At 32.2% G+C, this 21,354-nt stretch carries 17 protein-coding genes; 13 read left to right on the top strand and 4 right to left on the bottom strand.

From position 1 onward, the window contains the following. The first annotated feature begins 4 nt into the window (after positions 1-4). Positions 5-415 (top strand): arsenate reductase/protein-tyrosine-phosphatase family protein, encoded by a 411-nt coding sequence (locus tag AB8U03_RS01350; RefSeq protein ID WP_369702734.1) that lies wholly within the window; start codon positions 5-7, stop codon positions 413-415. An 18-nt stretch (positions 416-433) separates the two neighbouring features. Here AB8U03_RS01350 and AB8U03_RS01345 read toward each other — a convergent pair whose 3' ends face one another. The 4 genes from AB8U03_RS01345 to AB8U03_RS01330 all read right to left on the bottom strand — a co-directional run bounded on the left by AB8U03_RS01345 (position 434) and on the right by AB8U03_RS01330 (position 3,609). Next, a complete protein-coding gene (locus AB8U03_RS01345; protein WP_369702733.1) occupies positions 434-1,183 on the bottom strand; it encodes an ABC transporter permease in 750 nt (249 codons plus the stop codon). Further along, on the bottom strand, positions 1,176-1,913 hold the full coding sequence (locus tag AB8U03_RS01340; protein ID WP_369702732.1) for an ABC transporter ATP-binding protein: 738 nt from the start codon (positions 1,911-1,913) through the stop codon (positions 1,176-1,178). Before AB8U03_RS01340 ends, AB8U03_RS01345 begins: the two co-directional genes overlap by 8 nt. A 106-nt stretch (positions 1,914-2,019) precedes the next feature. Then, positions 2,020-2,895 carry a hypothetical protein gene (locus tag AB8U03_RS01335; RefSeq protein WP_369702731.1) on the bottom strand — a complete coding sequence of 292 codons (876 nt, stop codon included), beginning with the start codon at positions 2,893-2,895 and terminating at the stop codon, positions 2,020-2,022. A 135-nt stretch (positions 2,896-3,030) separates the two neighbouring features. After that, a complete protein-coding gene (locus tag AB8U03_RS01330; protein WP_369702730.1) occupies positions 3,031-3,609 on the bottom strand; it encodes a zinc dependent phospholipase C family protein in 579 nt (192 codons plus the stop codon). 189 nt (positions 3,610-3,798) lie between these two features. On the opposite strand from AB8U03_RS01330, the gene AB8U03_RS01325 reads away from it, so the two are divergent. From AB8U03_RS01325 to argF, 12 genes are all read left to right on the top strand, one after another. After that, complete coding sequence (locus tag AB8U03_RS01325) at positions 3,799-4,887, top strand: glycosyltransferase (protein WP_369702729.1); 1,089 nt, start codon at positions 3,799-3,801, stop codon at positions 4,885-4,887. A 377-nt stretch (positions 4,888-5,264) separates the two neighbouring features. Then, the gene (locus tag AB8U03_RS01320; protein WP_369702728.1) at positions 5,265-7,220 is read left to right on the top strand and encodes a DNA gyrase/topoisomerase IV subunit B; all 1,956 of its coding nucleotides are present in this window, start codon (positions 5,265-5,267) and stop codon (positions 7,218-7,220) included. 178 nt (positions 7,221-7,398) lie between these two features. After that, a complete protein-coding gene (locus tag AB8U03_RS01315) occupies positions 7,399-10,263 on the top strand; it encodes a DNA topoisomerase IV subunit A (protein WP_369702727.1) in 2,865 nt (954 codons plus the stop codon). Between the two features lie 748 nt (positions 10,264-11,011). Continuing rightward, complete coding sequence (locus tag AB8U03_RS01310) at positions 11,012-11,719, top strand: MIP/aquaporin family protein (RefSeq protein ID WP_369702726.1); 708 nt, start codon at positions 11,012-11,014, stop codon at positions 11,717-11,719. A gap of 35 nt (positions 11,720-11,754) precedes the next feature. After that, positions 11,755-12,318: a glycerol-3-phosphate responsive antiterminator gene (locus AB8U03_RS01305; protein ID WP_369702725.1), complete on the top strand. Its 564-nt coding sequence runs from the start codon at positions 11,755-11,757 to the stop codon at positions 12,316-12,318. Positions 12,319-12,441: 123 nt separating this feature from the next. Beyond that, positions 12,442-13,932: a glycerol kinase GlpK gene (gene glpK / locus AB8U03_RS01300; protein WP_369702724.1), complete on the top strand. Its 1,491-nt coding sequence runs from the start codon at positions 12,442-12,444 to the stop codon at positions 13,930-13,932. Positions 13,933-14,153: 221 nt separating this feature from the next. After that, positions 14,154-14,714, top strand: coding sequence for a DJ-1 family glyoxalase III (locus tag AB8U03_RS01295; protein ID WP_369702723.1), 561 nt, complete (start codon positions 14,154-14,156; stop codon positions 14,712-14,714). Between the two features lie 53 nt (positions 14,715-14,767). Then, complete coding sequence (locus tag AB8U03_RS01290; RefSeq protein WP_369702722.1) at positions 14,768-16,006, top strand: M16 family metallopeptidase; 1,239 nt, start codon at positions 14,768-14,770, stop codon at positions 16,004-16,006. 71 nt (positions 16,007-16,077) lie between these two features. After that, positions 16,078-17,856 carry a single-stranded-DNA-specific exonuclease RecJ gene (gene recJ, locus AB8U03_RS01285; protein WP_369702721.1) on the top strand — a complete coding sequence of 593 codons (1,779 nt, stop codon included), beginning with the start codon at positions 16,078-16,080 and terminating at the stop codon, positions 17,854-17,856. A 43-nt stretch (positions 17,857-17,899) separates the two neighbouring features. Continuing rightward, positions 17,900-18,361, top strand: coding sequence for an arginine repressor (locus AB8U03_RS01280; RefSeq protein ID WP_369703012.1), 462 nt, complete (start codon positions 17,900-17,902; stop codon positions 18,359-18,361). A 603-nt stretch (positions 18,362-18,964) separates the two neighbouring features. After that, positions 18,965-20,233 (top strand): arginine deiminase, encoded by a 1,269-nt coding sequence (gene arcA, locus AB8U03_RS01275; protein WP_369702720.1) that lies wholly within the window; start codon positions 18,965-18,967, stop codon positions 20,231-20,233. Positions 20,234-20,307: 74 nt separating this feature from the next. Further along, entirely contained in the window at positions 20,308-21,309 is a 1,002-nt protein-coding gene (argF, locus tag AB8U03_RS01270) for an ornithine carbamoyltransferase (protein WP_369702719.1), read from the top strand. Positions 21,310-21,354 lie beyond the last annotated feature (45 nt).

Raw genomic sequence — 21,354 nt, 5'->3', positions numbered from 1 at the left:
AAAAATGAAACCAAAAGTGGCTTTTATATGTGTCCACAATTCCTGCAGATCACAGATGGCTGAGGCTATAGGAAAATTATATGGAAGTGAAGTATTCGATTCATATTCAGCCGGTACTGAAATAAAATCACAGATAAATGAGGACGCAGTCAAAACTATCAGAAAACTGTACAATATTGATATGAATGAAATTCAGCATGTTAAGTTGATTGATGATTTACCTGAAATAGATATAGTGATAAAAATGGGCTGCAATGTTGCATGTCCATTCTTACCATCTAAATACGAGGAAGACTGGGGAATTAAAGATCCGACGGGAAAGGGTAATGTGGAATTTGCTAAAACGGCAAAAATAATTGAGAAAAAGGTAAAAGATTTAGCAAATGAAATAAAAAATGGAGAAATCAAATTCTAATCCACTGGATAATGTAAATTATACTTCTTTTTTATCAAATAAATAGTAGCCAATTGTAAAGAAGATTAATATATATGACAACATCATAAAAAGAGTATTAATATTTTTAACAAAACCAGAACTTCCTGCTGACCACATTGAATACCAGTTTAAATAAGATGTAAAAATGACATTATTCATCCCTTTTATAAATAAGGATAATATTTTGATTCCAACAAAAGATAAAATACATGTAATCAAGGCACTGCTGCTGCTTTTAAAAAACTGTGCTATAAAAGCTGCAAATATTGCTAAAACCACTGCTGGGATTATATCTATAAAATAGGCAAAGATAATTTGTAAGATACCTTGGACCATGGGACCTTGATTTAAAGATATCGTAGAGATCATAGATACAATAAGAACAACCAATAAATTCACGATAATATAAATAGCTACTGCGATATTTTTAGAAATGAAAATTTTTAGCCTGCTTATAGGCCTTAAAAGAATTAATTTCAAGGATTTATCTCCAAATTCACCTGAAAATAATTCTGACACTGCCATAAATATAAATAAAGGCAAAAATACATTAGTGAATATGCTTAAAGTCATCAGAGGAAAACTCAATGAATTTAAAGCGATGAATAGAATTTTGGATTGAATGGCTGAAACAAAAAATGCTGACAAAAAACATATAAGGGCTGTAACTACTAAAAATACTACTATTTTTTTCTTTGAGAAAAGTTTTTGAAGTTCATTTACAATATTTGCTTTAAGCTTATTCATTAGATTGATGCCTCCTCTTATTTATCTCGCTCATATAGAAATCTTCTAAGGAGGCATATCTTTTTTTTATATTAGTGACTTTTTCTCCAGAATTTATAAGTTCACCCTTATAAATTATAGCCACTTTATTACATATAATTTCTATTTCGTGTACTAGATGGCTGGATATAAAAAATGTTGTTTGTTTATTATCAGCTAATTTAATTATTAAGTTCCGCATTTGTACTGTACCTTCTATATCTAATCCATTGGTAGGCTCATCTAAGATTACCAATTCAGGTTTAGATAAAAGTGCTAAAGCCAGTGCTAATCTTTGCTTCATCCCTAAAGAAAATTTAGATACTTTCTCGTTTTTAAATTCTTTTAACTCAACTACATCAAGCATTTTATCTATATCAGATTTTTTAATATCACTATAAAATCTAGAGGCTATTTTTAAATTGTTATATGCGCTCATATATTCATAAGCATCGGCTGTCTCAATAATTGCCCCCACTTTTTCCAGAGCTTTTTCAAATTGAGTTTTTATATTAAAACCTAAGATTTTAACCTTTCCACTTTTGAACATATTCAATCCCGTAATTGACTTCATAACTGTAGTTTTACCTGCACCATTTGGTCCAAGAAAACCAAATATATCTCCTTTGTAAATGTCAAAGCTTATATCTTTTATACCTCTACCATTTTTGTAGAATTTAGTTAAGCTATTTACTTCTAAAATTTTTTCCATATTATTTCCTCTCCATGATTAATACTAAAAATTGAGCAAGATATAAACTTGCTCAATTTTTTATAGAATTTATTTTTCCTTATTATTCTAAATCAAAATTTAATTATTAATCTCTTTCTCTGAATTGTTGAGTTATATTTTTCACCTGTTTTCCAGTCAAATCAACAGTATCTGGAGTTGTGCTGTTAATATTTGATAAATCTAAAGTGGCATTTATAGTAATGTCATGAGTTTTTCCTTGAGCATCTATACCAGTCAAATCCACTTTAGCAACTTGATTATCAAGAACATCATTTTTGTTTATATCTCCAGTTATTTTTACATTCTTGATTTTTATATTACTTTGAAGTTGTGGAAACACGTTTTTAAAATTGATTTCTCCAATTTTTCCAGTATCAACGGGTTCATCGCTGCTTTTAATTATAGCTATTGATGCTAAAGCATTTGTTAATGGAGTTACATCATTTTCATTTAAATTTATAGATGCTTTTTTAGTACCATCATTGTTGTCAGTTACAGATACATTATTCTTCATATTGCCTACTAAAGTATCAACTACAGTTTCTACACTTTTAGCTATTTCAGGATTCTCAGTTTCATGATTTTTGTTGGTGTTTTTGGTTTTATTTTCTCTAACGTTGTATACATCACTAGTGCTTGACTTAGAAACATTTTTTCCATCCTGCCTGTATATGTTGAAGGTTTGATTTTCATTGCCTGCTTTTTCCGTAGTTACTTCACTTAAGGCATTGGAAGTTAGATTGATTTTAACATTAGTACTCGTATCTGCTATATCAGTACCATTATCATATACAGATACTTTTAAGTCTGCAGTTGCATTTTTTAAATCTTTAGTATCTTTTATAGCTGCTTTATAAGCCTCATAACCAGATAGCTGTGAAGCATTAGCATAGGCAGTCCCAAAAAGCAGAGTTCCGCCAATCACTAAACTAGTTACCATTACAACAAATTTTTTATTCATTTTTGATCCTCCAAGTTATTATAAAGTTTAGAAAATATACGTAATTTTTTATTAATCATAATATTCTATCATTAAGATTACATTAAAATAGCCTTAATTGATTCTTAAATTTTTCTTCTTGATTAAAAGTATAGGTCAAGATATCATTTTATTATTTCCACTATAATTATATTTAAAGCACTCCCGATTCACTATTGATTCTGTAACCATTATTGCCGCTGAAATTGCATAAATTATGTCATTCATAAAGGACTTATTCTCTTTGTCATACTTTTCGTACATATCAGTTATTACTGATGTTATGTCTTTTTTGGAGATATTCTCATTTATAATAATTTTGAGTTGTCCACATATTAAGAGTTTTATAAAAATGAAATGAAGTGATATTTCATATATCAAGTGTTGAAAAAGATTTTTATTTTTATATCTTTCTGTATGGTACAAGCAAAAATAGTCACAAATAAAATGGCATATCATACCTAAAGTAATGGAATACTTTTTGATTGACATTTTATTATCAATCAATTGCTGAGAATATTCACGTACTATATTTATACTTTCATTTATACAATGGCAGTGCTTAGATTTGTCCTTTACAAAATCTGGTTTTATATTACCATATGCAAAATTCCATTTATTCAATTTGATATTCAATTTTTTTAAACAATAATTATATATAATGTTAGAAATTAATATATGAGTATTTGTTATCATTGTAAAATCCACCTTCCTATCCTGCTATATATTATCCACATGGAAAATTAAAATCAGGTTAAAAAATGCTTAGTTAAATATTTTTTAACCTGATTTTAATTTTGCTTATAGATAATAGATAACATAGTACTCAGTTATATTGAAGTTTATATATTTAAATGTTCATGAACTTTGAAGGGGGAAAATGAGATGATAAGTGAAAAAAAATATTTCCCTAGTACCATACACCTATTTCAAAACATTGCAATATTAATTCCAGCTTTTAATCCGGATGATAAATTAGTAATTCTTATTAAAGAGCTTATTGAACTTGGAGTAGAAAATATTATTGTTGTAGATGATGGTTCAAAAAAACAATGCAGCTACATTTTTAAAAACATTAAAAAATTTTCTCAATGTAATGTTATAGAACATGCTGTAAATTTGGGAAAAGGAAGAGCTCTTAAAACAGGTGTCAATTATTTTTTAAATAATTATAAAAAATTTATAGGCTTAATTACAGTGGATGCGGATGGCCAGCATAAATGTGAAGATATTATTAAAGTTGCAAAATGCTTAAAAGAAAATCAGCATAGTTTAATCTTGGGAACCCGAAATTTTAATAAAGGAATGCCATTTAGAAGTTGGTTTGGAAATCTAATAACTGCTAAAATATTTACTTTCTTTTCAGGTATCAATATTTCCGATACGCAAACCGGGCTTAGAGGAATACCGTATAATTATTTACCATTTATGCTAAAAGTAAGTGGTGAAAAATATGAATTTGAGATGAATGTGCTGCTTGAATGCAGCCAAAGAGACATCTATATTAAAGAGGTTGCAATCAAAACAATCTACATTGAAAAAAACAAATCTTCTCATTTTAATCCATTATTGGATTCAATTAGAATTTATGTGGTTTTTTTAAAATTTATATTTTCGTCCTTTGCTTCATTCTTTGTTGATATGTCTTCATTCATTGTATTAACAAAATTATTTTTAATATTAATACCTGGTTATTTTATAATTTTGTCCACTATAGGTTCAAGAATTATTTCTTCTGCTTTCAATTACATCATAAACAATAAAACTGTTTTTTGCCTCCAAAACACTAATAGAAATTCAATAATCAGATATTATATATTGGCAACAGTCCAGATGCTTCTATCAGCTTTAGGAGTTTCATTAATTTATAATCAAATTCATCAAGGTGAAGTGTTTATAAAAATTATTGTAGATTTAATGTTATTTTTCGGAAGCTTTAAAGTTCAAAGAAATTGGGTGTTTAAATTAGAATAACCCGTTTGTTTATTATAAGATATAAATATACAGAAATGTGAAAATAATAAAGCATGTGGTTTAGAGAAATATAATGTAATCACCATATGCTTTATTTCCATTTTAAAAGTATCTTAATCACATCTCCTGACGAAAATTTAATAAGCCGATATGATGATCCTCTATTATAGCAAATTTGCATAATTGGACTTATATATATATAATAATTTTGAAGTTTAAACTTCAGTTATATACCTTCTTTAATAATTTCAGAAGGCTTTTTTGAATTTTAGAGGGAATTGATTTTAAGAAGCAAGAAGGAATTTACTGTTTGTTATTGGAATACTATATGAAAAAGCAAAGGGTAAATTATATGGCATAATTTTGGAGGAAAATAAATGAAAAATATAACTACAAAAAGTGATGTTTATGATGTGAATTCTCTAACCTCCCTGGAAAAACTAGAGCCAGTGCGGATTAGACCCGGTATGTATATAGGTTCTACGGGAAGTAGAGGTCTTCATCATTGCATATGGGAAATATTGGATAATTCCATAGATGAAATTTCAAATGGATTTGGAGATAGAGCTTGCGTAATACTAAATGAAGATGGAAGTGTGTCTGTAATAGATAATGGCAGGGGCATTCCTACAGGTATTCATCCTGTAAAAAAAATAAATGGGGTGGAAATGGTATTTACTCAACTTCATACGGGAGGAAAATTTAATAATGAGGTTTATAAGACCTCTGGAGGACTTCATGGTGTAGGGGCAGCGGTAGTAAATGCTTTATCCAGGTGGATGGAAGTGGAAGTTAAACAAAATGGACATATATATGCACAGAGATTTGAGTATTCTTATGACAAACTGATTAAAAAAGATATGCCGGGAACGCCTGTAACTGATCTTGAAGTAAAAGGAAACACTAGGGAAACGGGTACTAAGGTGACTTTTATGCCGGATGAAAGGGTATTTTCCACAGTTGATTTCAAACTGGATGTAATAGAGGAAAGACTGAGAGAATTAGCTTTTCAAAATAAAGGCATAACTTTAAAATTCATATGCAATTGGGATGGAAATAAGATACAGAAGGAATATCATTCGGAAAGAGGACTCCTGGATTTTATAGAATATTTAAACGAGAGCAAGACACCTCTTCATAAAAATCCTATATTATTTGAAGGAGAAAGACATATTGGAGATATGGACATGGATGGGGAGGTGTGTATTCAATTTACTGATTCCACCACTTATCATATAGCAAGTTATGTAAACAATATTCCAACTACAGAATCCGGAACCCATGAAAGTGGATTTAAAACCGGTATGACCAGGGCATTTAAGGAATGGGCGAAAAAGCTGAATTTATTAAAGGAAAAAGACAGGGAATTTGAGGGAGATGATTTGAGGGAAGGAATGACCGCCATAGTTAAAATAAGAATAAATAACCCAATATTTGAGGGGCAGACCAAGACTAAATTGGGAAATACAGAAGCTTATACTATGATGAATGATCTTTCCTATACTAAACTTTCTGAATGGATAGAAGACAATAAAAGCATGGCTTCTGTTATAATAAATAATGCCATTAACGCTGCGGCAAGAAGGGAAAAAATAAAAAAGATAAACGATGCAGAAAAAAAGAAAATAGGAAAAGGGGCTGCACCTCTTGCTGGGAAAATTGCAGTATGTACCCTGAAAGATTCATCAAAATGTGAATTTATAGTGGTGGAAGGTGATTCTGCAGGGGGATCTGCGAAGCAGGCACGGGACAGGCGCTTTCAGACCATAATGCCGTCTAAGGGCAAAATAATGAATACGGAAAAGCAGAAACTGGAAAATGTACTGGGAAGCGAAGAGTTAAAAATATTCAATACGGCTATCGGTACAGGAATGCTTGAAAATTACAGGGAGGAGGATTTGAGATATAATAAGATTATAATATTAAGTGATGCTGATGTAGATGGGTACCATATAAGGGCATTGTGGATGACTTATATATATAGGTATATGAGGGAACTTATTTCAAATGCCCACTTGTATATAGCACTTCCACCTCTTTACAAAGTTTATAAGCAGAGCAGGGGAAAGGATGTAACCAGGTATGCTTATAGTGATGGACAGCTTTTAGAAGCAAAAAAAGAAGTGGGTTCTGGTGCACTTATTCAGAGATACAAAGGTTTAGGCGAGATGAATCCTGATCAGCTTTGGCAAACTACCTTGAACCCTGAGAGCAGGACTCTCCAGCAGATAACTATAGATGATGCTGTTAAGGCGGAAAAAATGATATCTCTGCTTATGGGAGATGTAGTGGCACCTAGAAAAAAGTACATGTATAAGTACGCACAATTTTAGACAATTCACAATTGATAATTCATAATTCACAATTTATGGAGGATTTTCTTTCGCTGCACTTTAGAAAATCTATAATATAGATTTTTTGCAAAAAAATCCTCATTAACTGTGCATTGTACACTGTGCATTGTGAATTAGAAAAGGATTGTCAATTGAAAAAGATTAGGAGTGAATTTACTTGGCAACCAAAGTAGTAATTCCAAAAGACAACAACATAATAAAAATTCCAATAGAAGAAGCTATGCCAGATAATTATCTTCCCTATGCAGTGGAAGTGGCAAAAGACAGGGCACTTCCTGATGTGAGAGATGGGTTAAAACCTGTACACAGAAGAATAATATATGGAAGTTACATGTTAAAGGCATTTCCGGATAAACCCTATTATAAGTCTGCCAGAATAGTAGGAGACATATTGGGAAAATATCATCCTCATGGTGATACTTCTGTATATGATGCCATGGTAATATTGGCTCAAAATTTTACAACTAGAATGCCTCTTATAGACGGGCATGGCAATTGGGGGAGCCAGGATGGTGATAGTGCTGCAGCCATGCGTTATACAGAAGCACGTCTTACTCCTATTGCCATGGAAATGATGAAGGATATAGAAAAAGATGTGGTGAATATGGTGGATAATTATTCAGGTTCGGAAAAGGAACCTGAAGTCCTTCCGGCAAGATATCCCAATCTGCTTGTAAATGGAGCTTTTGGAATAGCTGTAGGGCTTGCAACTAATATTCCGCCGCATAATTTGAAGGAAGTAATTGGAGCTGCAGCAGCATATATTGATAATCCCAATATAAGCACTGAGGATCTTATGGGTTATATTAAAGGTCCTGATTTGCCTACAGGAGGAATAATAATAGGAAAGAAATCTCTTATCTCCGCTTATAAAACAGGTGAAGGAAGAGTTACCTTAAGGGCTAAAACTTCTATAGAAAAGCTGGATAGTGGAAAACTGGCCATAGTTATAACAGAATTTCCCTATAGGAGGAGCAAGGCCAAATTACTTCAGATCATTTCTGAAATGACTGCAGATAAAAAACATGCAAAGGTATTTGAACCCATATCTGATATAAGAGATGAGTCGGATAGAAGAGGTATAAGGGCAGTAATAGAATTTAAAAGGTCAGCTGATGTAAATCTGGTGAAGAAAATTCTAAAATATCTGTTTAAAAAAACGGATTTACAATGTAACGTATCATTTAATATGGTGGCCTTGGCTAATGGAAAACCTGAAACCATGGGACTTAAAACTATATTGAATTACTATGTGGATTATCAGAAGGAAATTGTAAGAAGAAGAACTAAAAGAGAACTGGATGCAGCAAATTCCAGATTTCATATTGTAGAAGGATTTATAAAGGCCATAGGCATAATGGATGAAATTATAAAAACCATAAGAAGTTCCAAATCCAAGAAAGATGCTGCTTCAAATCTTATGGAAAAATTTCAATTTACAAATCCACAGGCACAGGCCATATTGGAACTCATGTTATATAGACTTACAGGACTTGAAATAGTATCTTTTGAGAAAGAACATAAAAATCTTTTAAAAACAATAAAAAGGCTTACAAGGATACTGAGCAGTGAAGCGGAAGTTTTGAAAGTTGTAAAAAAGGAATTGATAGAAATTGGCGAAAAATACGGTGATGATAGAAAAACCTCCATTATAGAAGAAGACGAAAAAGCAAGAATAGATGAAGAAGAGCTTATGCTGGAAGAAGATATAATTATTACCATGTCCAATGAAGCTTTTATAAAAAGAGTTTCCACAAAAAGCTATAGTCGGTCTAATGGGCAAATTGAAGATATAAAATATAGAGAAGGAGATTTTAATAAGTACTTAATAAACTCCAATACAAAAGATACAATTATGTTTTTTACGGATAAGGGTAATGTATATAACATAAAGGGAGGGGATATTCCTGAATTCAAGTGGAAAGAAAAAGGCGAAAAGCTTGATAATTTAATAAGAAGCCTTGATCTGTCCAAAGAAAATATAATTGCAGTGTACAGTATAAAAAATCTAAAGTCAAAACAAGATTTTATATTTTTTACAACTACGGGTGGAATAAAGAAAACAAAAATGGAATCCTTTATTACAAATTATACTAAGCTTATGGCATTGAAATTAAAAAAAGGGGAAGAACTTACAGACGTAAAGCTCATGGATAGAAATTCACAAATAGACTTTATAAATGTGACTACAAAGATAGGTCTTAATTTTAAGTTAAAAGTACCAAAAATAACTACAGAAGATAGAAATATAGTCACTAACGGACTTTTTACATTACCAAAGGGAGATAAAATATCAAAGGTTGAATTGGCAGATTCGGATGAATATAAAAATTTTTACATAAATTTGAATAAATCTGGAATAATTAAAGCTTCAAATGTGGGGAGAGCATATAAAAATGTACTCACAAATGCAAAGTGCACTATACTTATGTTTACTGCTGACGGAAAGGTTTTTTCCATGCCTGCTTTTATGCTTCAAAATATAGATAAGTGTGGAATAAACATTACAAAACTTATGGGAGACATAGACGTTGACAGTATACTTAAAGTCATTTCCATAGAAGATTTCAATTCCGGATATATGTACTTTTTTTCTAGATATGGCATGGTCAAAAAGACACTTTTAACGGAATTTAAAGATATAAATTTATGGGATACAGCATATAAATTTAAGGATAAGGGAGATTTTTTAATAAATGTAGAGTACAGTAAAATTGAAAAGCTTCAAATACTTTTAATAAGCGATGCCGGCATGGCAATAAAATTTAGGGGAAGTGCTGTGAGCATCATGGGAAAATTGGCTTCAGGAGTAATGGGCATGAATTTAAAGGAAGATAATGAGGTAATACGCTCTTTGATCATTGACAGTGAGAATAAAATGAATTGTACTTTAAATTTGATTTCATCAAAGGGAAATAAAGTAAAAATAAAAGTAAGGGATATCTCTCTTCAAAATAGGGCCGGCAAGGGTAAAAATGTAATTTTAATGACTTTGGATGATAAGATTATAGAGGTATATTAAAAATATTCATTAGCAAAAATGACGATAATTTAGAAGTATATTGTAATATTGTTATTAGTGTATTATAATATATGTATATTAAATAAAAGGCAGAGAAAAGAGAGCCGCTTTTAAAGAGTCAATGTATTTGGCTTCTTTTGAGTAGACTCTTTTTCTATACTATAACAGTAATTTTAGGATTAAAATTATCCTCCCCTGGAGTTCAGGCTTAAATCTAGATGTAAAAAAAGTACATAAATAGATATAAAAAATACAAATTTGAATAGTTAATATAGGTATTAAATTAAGCAATAATTTGCAAAATAATAGATAAAAGTAATGTATAATTAAATATATGGTATAAAGTGAAATTGGTTAAAATCCTGTAACCGTTATTGTAAGAGGAAATCAGGAAAAAAGTGGATTTTAGATATTTTAATCAGGAACAATTAAACAGAATTAGAAAATCATCATCCGAAAACTTAACACAAAAACAAGATAATAATATTCAAAAAAGAACAGGATAGACAACAAGAAAGAGGTAGATATAATGAGGACACCATCACAGAATATATTAATAAAAGGCAGAGAGAGGAGAGCCGCTTTTAAAAAGTCAAAATATTTGGCTTCTTTTGAGTAGGCCCTTTTGTGGGTGGGTTTAGGATTTCACACTGTAATCGATTCACTATGCCTTTAGAATTATTAATTTATATTTATATTGATTGTTAATTTAAATTAACATAATTATGAAGTTAGGGGGAATAATATCATGTCACATTTATTAGCAGAATTTGTTGGAACCGCTTTGCTGGTTTATCTAGGAGACGGAGTATGTGCCAACTGTACTCTTGCCAAAAGTAAGGGTCAAAATGCCGGATGGATAGTTATAGCTGCTGGCTGGGGTATTGCAGTGGGAGTCCCTGCATTTATATTCCAGAATTTCAGCAATCAGTTCAATCCTGCACTTACCATAGGACTGGCTGTTATCGGTAAATTTCCATGGGCAGAAGTTCCGGGATATATTGTAGCTCAAATGTTAGGTGGTGTAGTTGGAGGTATACTTGTCTGGCTTACTTATTTACCTCACTGGGCAGAGACAGAGGATAAGGCTGCAAAGCTTGGAATATTCTGTACAGCACCAGCTATAAGAAATTATCCTGCAAACTTTTTAACAGAGTTTTTGGCTACAGCTACTTTAGTATTTAGTTTAGCTGCAATAGGTACGGTTAAAACTGCAGATGGTATGGGTGCCATTGTTGTTGTAAGTGCAATTATCTTTGTTTTAGGTTGTGCTGTTGGTGGTCCTACCGGATATGCAATGAATCCAGCCAGGGATTTGTCACCAAGAATTGCACATGCCATACTTCCTATAGCAGGAAAGGGAGATTCAGATTGGTCATATGCCTGGGTTCCGGTATTTGGTCCAATAGCAGGGGGAATGGCTGGAGCACTACTATTTGCAGCGTTATTCTTATAATAACCGTTTAAATTGATTAAAAGGAAGTTTTTTTAATGCTTAGACTCAAAGAAGAATTGATAGAGAATCCAATTGTGGCAGCTATAAGAAATAATGAAGATTTGGAAAAAGCTGTTTTAAGCAGGGCTGCCATAGTGTTTGTACTTTATGGAGATATACTCAATATATCACATATATGTGATATATTGAGAAAAAACAGTAAATTTATATTCATACATGTTGATTTGATAGAAGGATTAAGAGGAGATGCTGCCGGAATAAAGTATATAAAAGAATATGCCAGGCCAGATGGAATAATAAGTACTAAATCCTCTAATATCAAATATGCAAATCAATTGGACTTATATACAATACAGAGAGTGTTTATATTGGATTCACTTTCTCTTAAAACAGGAATAAAAAACATACATGAAACTAATCCTGATGCAGTGGAAGTGTTGCCGGGAATAGCAAGCAAAATAATAAGCGTTTTTGAAAAGGCAATTAAGGTGCCCATAATAGCAGGCGGACTTATAAAAGAAAAGAAAGATGTCATGGATTCTCTATCTACAGGAGCTATAGCTATATCCACAACTACACATAAATTGTGGGATTTATAAATTAAGTAATATAACTATGGAATTTCAAGTTGTGCAAAAACTGCAAGCAATAAGAGTCTTGAAATTCCATGGTTTGTATTGTATAAAATTTTGATTCACCTAAATTATAAAGGAGGATGTAAAATGGCAAAATATATTATGGCATTGGATCAGGGGACAACTAGTTCCAGGTGTATATTATTTAATAAACAGGGACTACCAGTAAGTGTAGCTCAAAAAGAGTTTAAGCAAATTTATCCGGAAAACGGGTGGGTAGAACATGATCCAACAGAGATATGGGCAACTCAATTTGGAGTGGCAACAGAGGCACTCCTGAGGGAAAATATAAAAGCTGAAGATATTGAAGCTATAGGAATAACTAATCAAAGGGAAACCACTATAGTATGGGACAAAAGGACAGGACTTCCAATTTATAATGCCATAGTATGGCAGTGCAGGAGAACTGCTGGTATGTGTGATGAAATAAGAGCTAAAGGTCTAGATAAAATGATAAAAGAAAAGACCGGATTGATTTTAGATGCATATTTCTCAGCTACAAAAATAAAATGGATTTTAGATAATGTGCCTGGTGCAAGAAAAGAGGCAGATAAAGGAAATCTGGCTTTTGGAAATGTGGATACCTGGCTTATTTGGAATTTAACTAAAGGCAAGGTTCATGTAACTGATTACACCAATGCATCCAGAACTATGCTTTTTAATATCCATGAGTTAAAGTGGGATAAAGATCTTTTAGATATGCTTGATATACCTGAATCAATGCTGCCGGAAGTAAAACCATCCAGCTGCGTTTACGGTGAGACTGACAAGAGTTTGTTTGGAGTAAATATTCCAATAGCAGGAGATGCTGGAGATCAGCAGGCAGCTCTATTCGGTCAGACTTGTTTCCAACCGGGAACTGCAAAAAATACTTATGGTACAGGATGCTTCCTGCTTATGAATACTGGAGAAAAGGCAGTAGAATCCAAAAATGGACTTTTAACAACTATAGCAGTTGGAATAGATGGCAAGGTTGAATATGCACTTGAAGGAAGTATATTTGTAGGTGGAGCAGCAATACAGTGGATTAGGGATGAGCTTAGAATGATAAAAACAGCCCCGGAATCTGAAAGATACTGCCTGGATGTAGATGATACTGGTGGAGTATATCTGGTTCCAGCATTTGTAGGATTGGGAGCGCCTTACTGGGATGCTTATGCAAGAGGTACTATGGTTGGAATCACCAGGGGAACTAAAAAGGAACATTTCATAAGGGCTACAGTTGAATCCCTTGCATATCAGACTTATGATGTACTAAAGGCTATGGAAGAAGATTCAGGAATTGCTCTTAAAGCTTTAAAAGTAGATGGTGGAGCTTGTGCTAATAATTTCTTGATGAAATTTCAGTCAGACATTTTAAACGTTCAAGTTGACAGACCTGAAGTTATAGAGACAACCGCATTAGGCGCAGCTTATCTGGCTGGTATTGCAGTTGGATATTGGAGTGACAGAGAAGAAGTAGCTAAAAATTGGGCTATATCCAGAACATTTCAACCAGATATGCCCGAAGAGAAAAGGACTAAACTTTTAGATGGATGGCATGAGGCTGTAAAGAGATCCATGGGATGGGCAAAATAATTACAGAGTCCCAATGTTGAGTTTGTGGAAAATTTGTCTAGGATTACAGAATAGTAACTTAGATATAATATATTTGATTTCAAGATCCTAGAGTGATATTCTTATTCACCTTAGGATCTTTTTATCAGTATATTTAAAAATTTACAAATTTGCTATGAGAAGTATTAAGATAAGTGGGCATGGAAAAAATTTATGGTATAATCTATTAGAGGTGATATATTATGAAAAAGGCAATAGTTTTACTTGCCAGGGGCTTTGAAGAAGTAGAAGCACTTACTTGCGTAGATGTCTTGAGAAGAGGGGGAATACACTGTATAACCTGTTCTATAAATTCCGATAAAGATGTAGCTGGATGTCATGAAATACATATAAAAGCCAATAGTTTGCTTGAAGACACAGATATAGATAAATATGATGTACTTATAATACCAGGAGGTATGCCCGGTGCGGCAAATCTTAGGGATGATGGTAAAGTCATAAGTCTGGTAAAGAAATTCAATGATGAAAATAAAATAGTGGCGGCCATATGTGCAGGTCCCATAGTATTAAAAAAAGCAGGAATAATTGAAGGCAAAAAGGTAACTTGCTATCCTGGATTTGAAGCGGATTTGGAACCGGTTAATTACAGCAGGGAAATTGTAGTCCAGGATGGGAACATAATAACCAGCAGGGGCCCGGCTACAGCTATATACTTTGCTTTTGAAATTTTAGAAAATCTTACGGATAAAAATACTGTAGAAAATTTAAAAAAAGATATGCTTTTAAATCTGGTAATGTCTTAAAATCTTGATCCCACTGAACCCAAGAATCGTTTGATGGAAAGAGAGGATAAGACGTGAAAAGATGTGTGCTGGATAATGGAATAAATTTGCTATATCAGTATAGACCGGGAAAAATCACTTCCCTGTGCATTGGATTTAATGCCGGAGCTTTAGAAGAAGGTACACAATTTGACCTGGGTACGGCTCATGCTCTGGAGCATGTTATATCCAAAGGAACCAAGATTAGAAATGAAAAGCAGATAAATGATGAATTTGACAGTATATTTGGTTTTGAAAATGCCATGACAAATTATCCTTATACCATATACTATGGAACCTGTTTTTCGGCAGATTTTAAAAGGGCAGTTGAACTCTACAGTGATGTGCTTTTAAATCCAGTTTTCCCAAAGATGGGTTTTAAAGAAGAAATGGATATAATACTTCAAGAGCTCAGGGACTGGGAAGATGATGTATATCAGCACTGTGAGGACACCCTTTTTAAAAATTCCTTTAATGGAAGAAGGATAAGAGAACTTATAATAGGAAACAGAAGCAGCGTAGGGGCAATTACACTAGAGGAAATAAAAAAATTTTATGATACCTTTTATTCTCCTGAAAACTGTGCTATGTGTTTTTGTTCTTCTCTGGATTTTGATAATATAGTTACTGTGATAAACAAGTATTTTGGAAAGTGGAGAAAAGAGTTTATAAAAGGTGGTAGAGATAAAACACCATTATATGAAAAAAATAATACAGGTGTATTTGTAGAAAAAATGCCAGGTATAATTGGCGCAAAAATTCAGTATGTATTTGATATCCATAATTTAAATTATAGGGAATTTAAAGCACTTAGCTTGTTTAATACTGCTTTTGGACAGGGAACCAGCAGCATGTTATTCAGTAAAATAAGAACTGAAGAAGGTATTGCCTATGATGTGGGAAGCAGTATCAAGGATGAAAGAGGTATAAAACTTTTTTCCATAAAAATGAGCACCTTACCTGAAAATGTAGATAGGGCACTTGATATAATAGATGATATGATAAATGAATTGAAAAATTCAAGAGGATATTTCAGCAGTGACAAAATAAAAAAACTCAGCTCAAGCCTGAAACTGAAAAAAGAAATTAAAAGGGAAAAGTCCATTGAGTTCTGCAAAGAGGTTATAGAATGGGAACTTATGTATAATAGATTTAATGATCATTGCAATTCATATGAAGCAGAACAGCTGGATGAAATTCAGGAAGATAATATAATTGAAACCATAAAAAAAGTCATAAAAGATCCTTCTATACAGATCCTGAAAGCACCATAAACTTAAGCTGTGAACTGAAAAATTGTGAATTGAAAAAAGTGCATTGTGCATTGAAAAAGGGTGGTGGTTTGTTGAGTGCAAAATGGATGCTGAGAAGATGCAGAAAAGATATAAAGGCTATTTCTAAAAGATCAGGAATAAGTGAAATTACAGCACAGATTCTTGCCAATAGAGGGATAACTAATGAGAGGGAAATAGAAAGTTTTATAAATCCGTCAATACATAAGCTTTTGAATCCAATGCTTATGAAAGATATGGAAAAGGGCACCGATATAATATACAGGTCCATAAAGAAAAATAAAAATATAGCTGTATATGGCGATTACGATGTGGATGGAGTGATAAGCACTTATATACTATATTGCGGACTTTTAAGATGCGGTGCAAAAGTAAAGTATCATATTCCCAACAGGATTACCGAAGGGTATGGTATAAATATTAACAGTGTGGAACAATTAAAAAATGAGGGAATTGAAGTTATAATAACTTGTGATAATGGCATTTCAGCCATAGATCAGGTTAAAAGAGCAAAAGAACTTGAGATGACTGTAGTAGTTACGGATCACCACGATATACCTTTTAGTGATTTGGAAAATGGTGAAAAAAATTTTTTAATACCTGAAGCAGATGCTGTTATAGATCCAAAACAGAAGGAATGTACATATGGCTTTAAACAGCTCTGTGGTGCAGGAGTAGCTTTTAAATTTATTCAGGTACTTTATAAAAAGTTTGGCATAAAGGAAGAAGAAGCCTATAAATTTATAGAATATGCAGCTATAGGGACTATATGTGATGTGGTAGACTTAATAGGAGAAAATAGAATCATAGCCAAAAATGGTCTTGAAATGATTAACAGTACTGAAAATCTGGGTATAAAGGCACTTATAAAGGAGACCTTGTTGGAAGGAAAAATTATAAATTCTTATCATGTAGGTTTTATTATAGGACCTTGCATAAATGCTACGGGACGATTGGATAGTGCATCTGTTGCATTGGAACTTTTATTGTGCAGGGATTCAATCAGGGCAGAGAAACTTGCTAAAAAACTTCATGAACTGAACATACAAAGACAGCATATGACCAGTGACAGTTTGAATGCAGTGGTGGATGAAGTGGAAAATTCTGATTTAAAGAAAGATAAAGTACTTGTAGTATATAAAGATAACATACATGAAAGCATAGCGGGTATAGTTGCAGGGAGACTTAAAGAGAAATATAATGTGCCTTCTATAGTAATAACAAAAAGTGAGAAACAATCCAAGGGGTCAGGGAGATCTATCGATGGTTATAATATGTTTGAGGAGCTTTCAAAATGTAAGGAATTAATGAACAAGTTTGGAGGGCATCCTCTGGCAGCAGGATTGTCCATAGACACTCAAAATATAGACAAACTTAGGAGAAAACTAAATGAAAATTGTAAGCTCACGGATGAAGATATAATACCTAGAATTAGAATAGATAAAAGACTTCCACTGGAAGATATATCATTTAATGTATTGGAGGATATAGAAAAATTACAGCCCTTCGGAAAGGGAAATTCTGCACCCGTTTTTGGTGAAAAGAATATAGATGTGTTTAAGGTGTATTTTTTAGGAAAGGATAAAAACGTATTAAAATTATTTTGCCGATTAAAAAATAGTTTGAAAAAAATTGATGCTGTAGATTTTAATGGGGGTGAAAAATTTAAGAAATTAATATTGGACACTTATGGAAATAAAGAGGGAAATAAAATTTTAAACAATGATTTTCACAACGTGAAAATGGACTTTGTATTTTCACCATCTATTAATGAATTTAATGGAAATAAAAATATCCAGATTATAATAAGAGATTTTAGATTGACTTCTTAATAATATAATATTTTTGATGAGAAGGAATGTGAAAATTATGGATGTGAAAATTACAAGACATGCAAAAATACTTGATATTATCAGGTTGAAAGATATAGAAACACAGGAAGAATTGGTGGAAGAACTTAGAGCTTGCGGAATAGATGTAACTCAGGCTACTGTTTCAAGGGACATAAAAGAATTAAAACTTATAAAAGTGTTGTCCAAGGATGGAAGATATAAATATTCTAGTATTAATTATATGGGAAAATTTTTGCCGGATAAGATTGTAAATATATTATCACAAACGATTACAACCGTGGAAAATGTAAAAAATCTTATTATAATAAAAACGATATCGGGTTCGGCTAAAGCTGCAGCAGAAGCTGCAGATTCTTCAATCTTTCATGGGATATTAGGTACTGTGGCTGGCAATAATACTGTATTTATGATTGCAATAGATGAGGAAACGGCAATGAATGTAACGGGAAAAATAAAAAAAATGATTTATAGACATAAAGATTAAATAAGTAATTGTTTATAAGAAGTGGATTTTACATAAAGTCATCTGCTTCTTTATTTTTTTGAATTTTTTTTTGGATATTTATAAAAAAATTTTCTGGAAAGATGCCATAAAAATGCTAGTTAATATTTTAACCTATAATAAACATTCAAAATGACTGTATAATTATGTCTAAAAATAAAGAAAAAGAGAAAAATAGTCATTGACAAGATTATTGAGATAACATATACTAATAAACGTAGTAACCACCCAGAGGGTTACTAAACCAAAGGCAGTCATACCAGTATTTATCGTTAAAATTGCGTTAGATATAAATGCTGATTATAATGCTTTAATTCAATAATTATATTTATGTTTTTAAAATCAGACCTATAGAATGGGACAAGTATCATAACGCAGGTTTTGATTGTGCAAACGTTAAGATATCAAGTGATTCTTAGGTTAAGGTGGAGTTTGCTTATAAGGAGAATGCTTTTTACCTGAACCTTAGAATAATTTATCCAGAGGCGTAGCAGTGCTTATTACTCACTTTACCAAGCTGGGAGTGTTAGCGGTACCCTTTAGATAAAAAAATTATCAATTATTATATGGGGAGGAAAAAACAATATGGAAACCAAAGTTTTAAGTGACAATTCTCACTCAGGAAAACTAAAAAAAGGTTTAAATGTCAATTCTGAAATAGGAAGATTAAAGACAGTTCTATTGCACAGACCAGGTGAAGAAATAGAAAACCTTACTCCTGATTTGTTAAATAGGCTGCTATTTGATGATATTCCTTATTTAAAGATAGCACGACAGGAGCATGATGCTTTTGCTGATATTTTGAGAAGAAAAGGAGCAGAGGTTTTATATTTGGAAGATCTAGCAGCAGAATCACTTGAAGACGCAGAGGTTAAACTTCAGTTTATAAGTCAATTTATTGATGAAGCCAAGGTAGAAAGTGACATGCTGAAAGAAGCACTTACAGAATATTTCTTGGGATTTTCCAATAGAAAAATGATAAATAAAATGATGGCAGGAGTTAGAAAAGAAGAGCTAAATGACTATAATAGGATATCTCTTTATGACCAAGTGAATGATTCATATCCTTTCTTATGTGATCCAATGCCAAATCTTTATTTTACAAGAGATCCATTTGCAACTATAGGAAATGGTATTACACTGAATCACATGAGAACTGAAACCAGAAATAGAGAAACTATATTTGCCAAATACATATTTAAAAACCACCCTAGATTCAAAGATTGTAATATTCCCTTATGGTTTGACAGAGATGAAGACACATCACTAGAAGGTGGAGATGAACTGATATTAAATGATACAACTTTAGCCATTGGAATTTCACAGAGGACAGATTCAGCTTCAATAGAAAAAGTTTGTAAAAGATTGTTTCTTAAGAAAAGCAATTTTAAAACTATTTTGGCATTTCAAATTCCTGTATCGAGGGCTTTTATGCATCTAGATACTGTTTTTACAATGGTTGATTATGATAAATTTACTGTTCATCCTGAAATTGAAGGCCCTCTAGTGGTTTATGAAATAACGAGGAATGATAGCAGAGCAAATGGACTGAATGTAGTAAAACAAAATATCGAGCTTCAAAAAATATTAGAAAAATATCTTGACAGAAAGATCACATTGATAAGATGCGGCGGCGGCGATAGAATACATGCAGCAAGAGAGCAGTGGAATGATGGTTCTAATACACTGGCCATTGCTCCAGGTGAAGTAGTAGTTTATTCAAGGAATCATGTAACAAATAAATTGCTGAAAGAGTATGGAATAAAACTTAATATTATTCCATCATCAGAGTTATCGAGAGGAAGAGGTGGCCCAAGATGTATGAGCATGCCATTTTGGAGAGAAGATTTATAATTCTATAATTATGATAATTATAATTGCAATAATAAGATGAAATAAAATAAGTATAAAGATAAGGAGAAATTGATATGGGATTTAATTTAAGAAATAGAAGTTTTTTAACATTAATGGATTTTTCACAAAAGGAAATAAATTTTATGCTTGATCTTGCTAAAGATTTAAAAAGAGCCAAGTATCTAGGAAATGAAAGACAGACATTAAAGGGAAAAAATGTAGTCCTTTTATTTGAAAAAGATTCTACAAGAACAAGATGTTCATTTCAGGTTGCTGCACAGGATCAGGGAGCTTATGTTACTTATCTCGGACCAACAGGAAGTCAAATGGGAAAGAAAGAATCCATTCCCGATACAGCAAGAGTTTTAGGAAAAATGTATGACGGTATAGAATACAGGGGATATGCGCAAAAAACTGTTGAAGATTTGGCAAAATATTCAGGAGTTCCTGTTTGGAATGGATTAACAGATGCAGATCATCCCACACAAGTTTTAGCTGATTTTTTAACAGCTGGTGAACATTTAAATAAACCATATAACAAGATGGTATTTGTTTATGCTGGAGATGGAAGAAATAATGTTGCAAATGCACTTATGATTGGTGCTTCCAAAATGGGAATGGACTTTAGAATAGTATCACCAAAGGAATTGTTCCCTGCAGAAGAATTGCTGAATAGATGTAAAGAAGAAGCAGTAAAGAGTGGAGCCAAAATAACAATAACTGATGATATAGCAAGTGGAGTAAAAAATGCAGATGTTCTTTATACTGATGTCTGGGTATCAATGGGTGAACCAGATGAAGTTTGGGAAAAGAGAATAAAATTATTAAAGCCTTATCAAATCAACATGGATATGATAAAGAAAACAGAAAATGAAAAAGTTATATTTGAACATTGCCTTCCTTCTTTCCATGACTTAAAGACTAAAGTGGGAAAACAAATGTATGAGAAATTCGGATTGGAAGAAATGGAAGTTACAGATGAAGTTTTTGAAAGCAAATATTCTGTGGTATTTGATGAAGCTGAAAATAGAATGCATACAATAAAAGCTGTCATGGTTGCCACTTTGGGAGATTAATAAAATAATTTACAAACTATATTGCCATTTCAATGACAATATAGT

It is taken from the genome of Clostridium moutaii (assembly GCF_041205085.1).
GTDB classification, from domain to species: domain Bacteria; phylum Bacillota; class Clostridia; order Clostridiales; family Clostridiaceae; genus Clostridium_B; species Clostridium_B moutaii.
The sequence above is the reverse complement of the archived record's forward strand: the minus strand, read 5'-3'. Positions and strand labels throughout refer to the sequence as shown.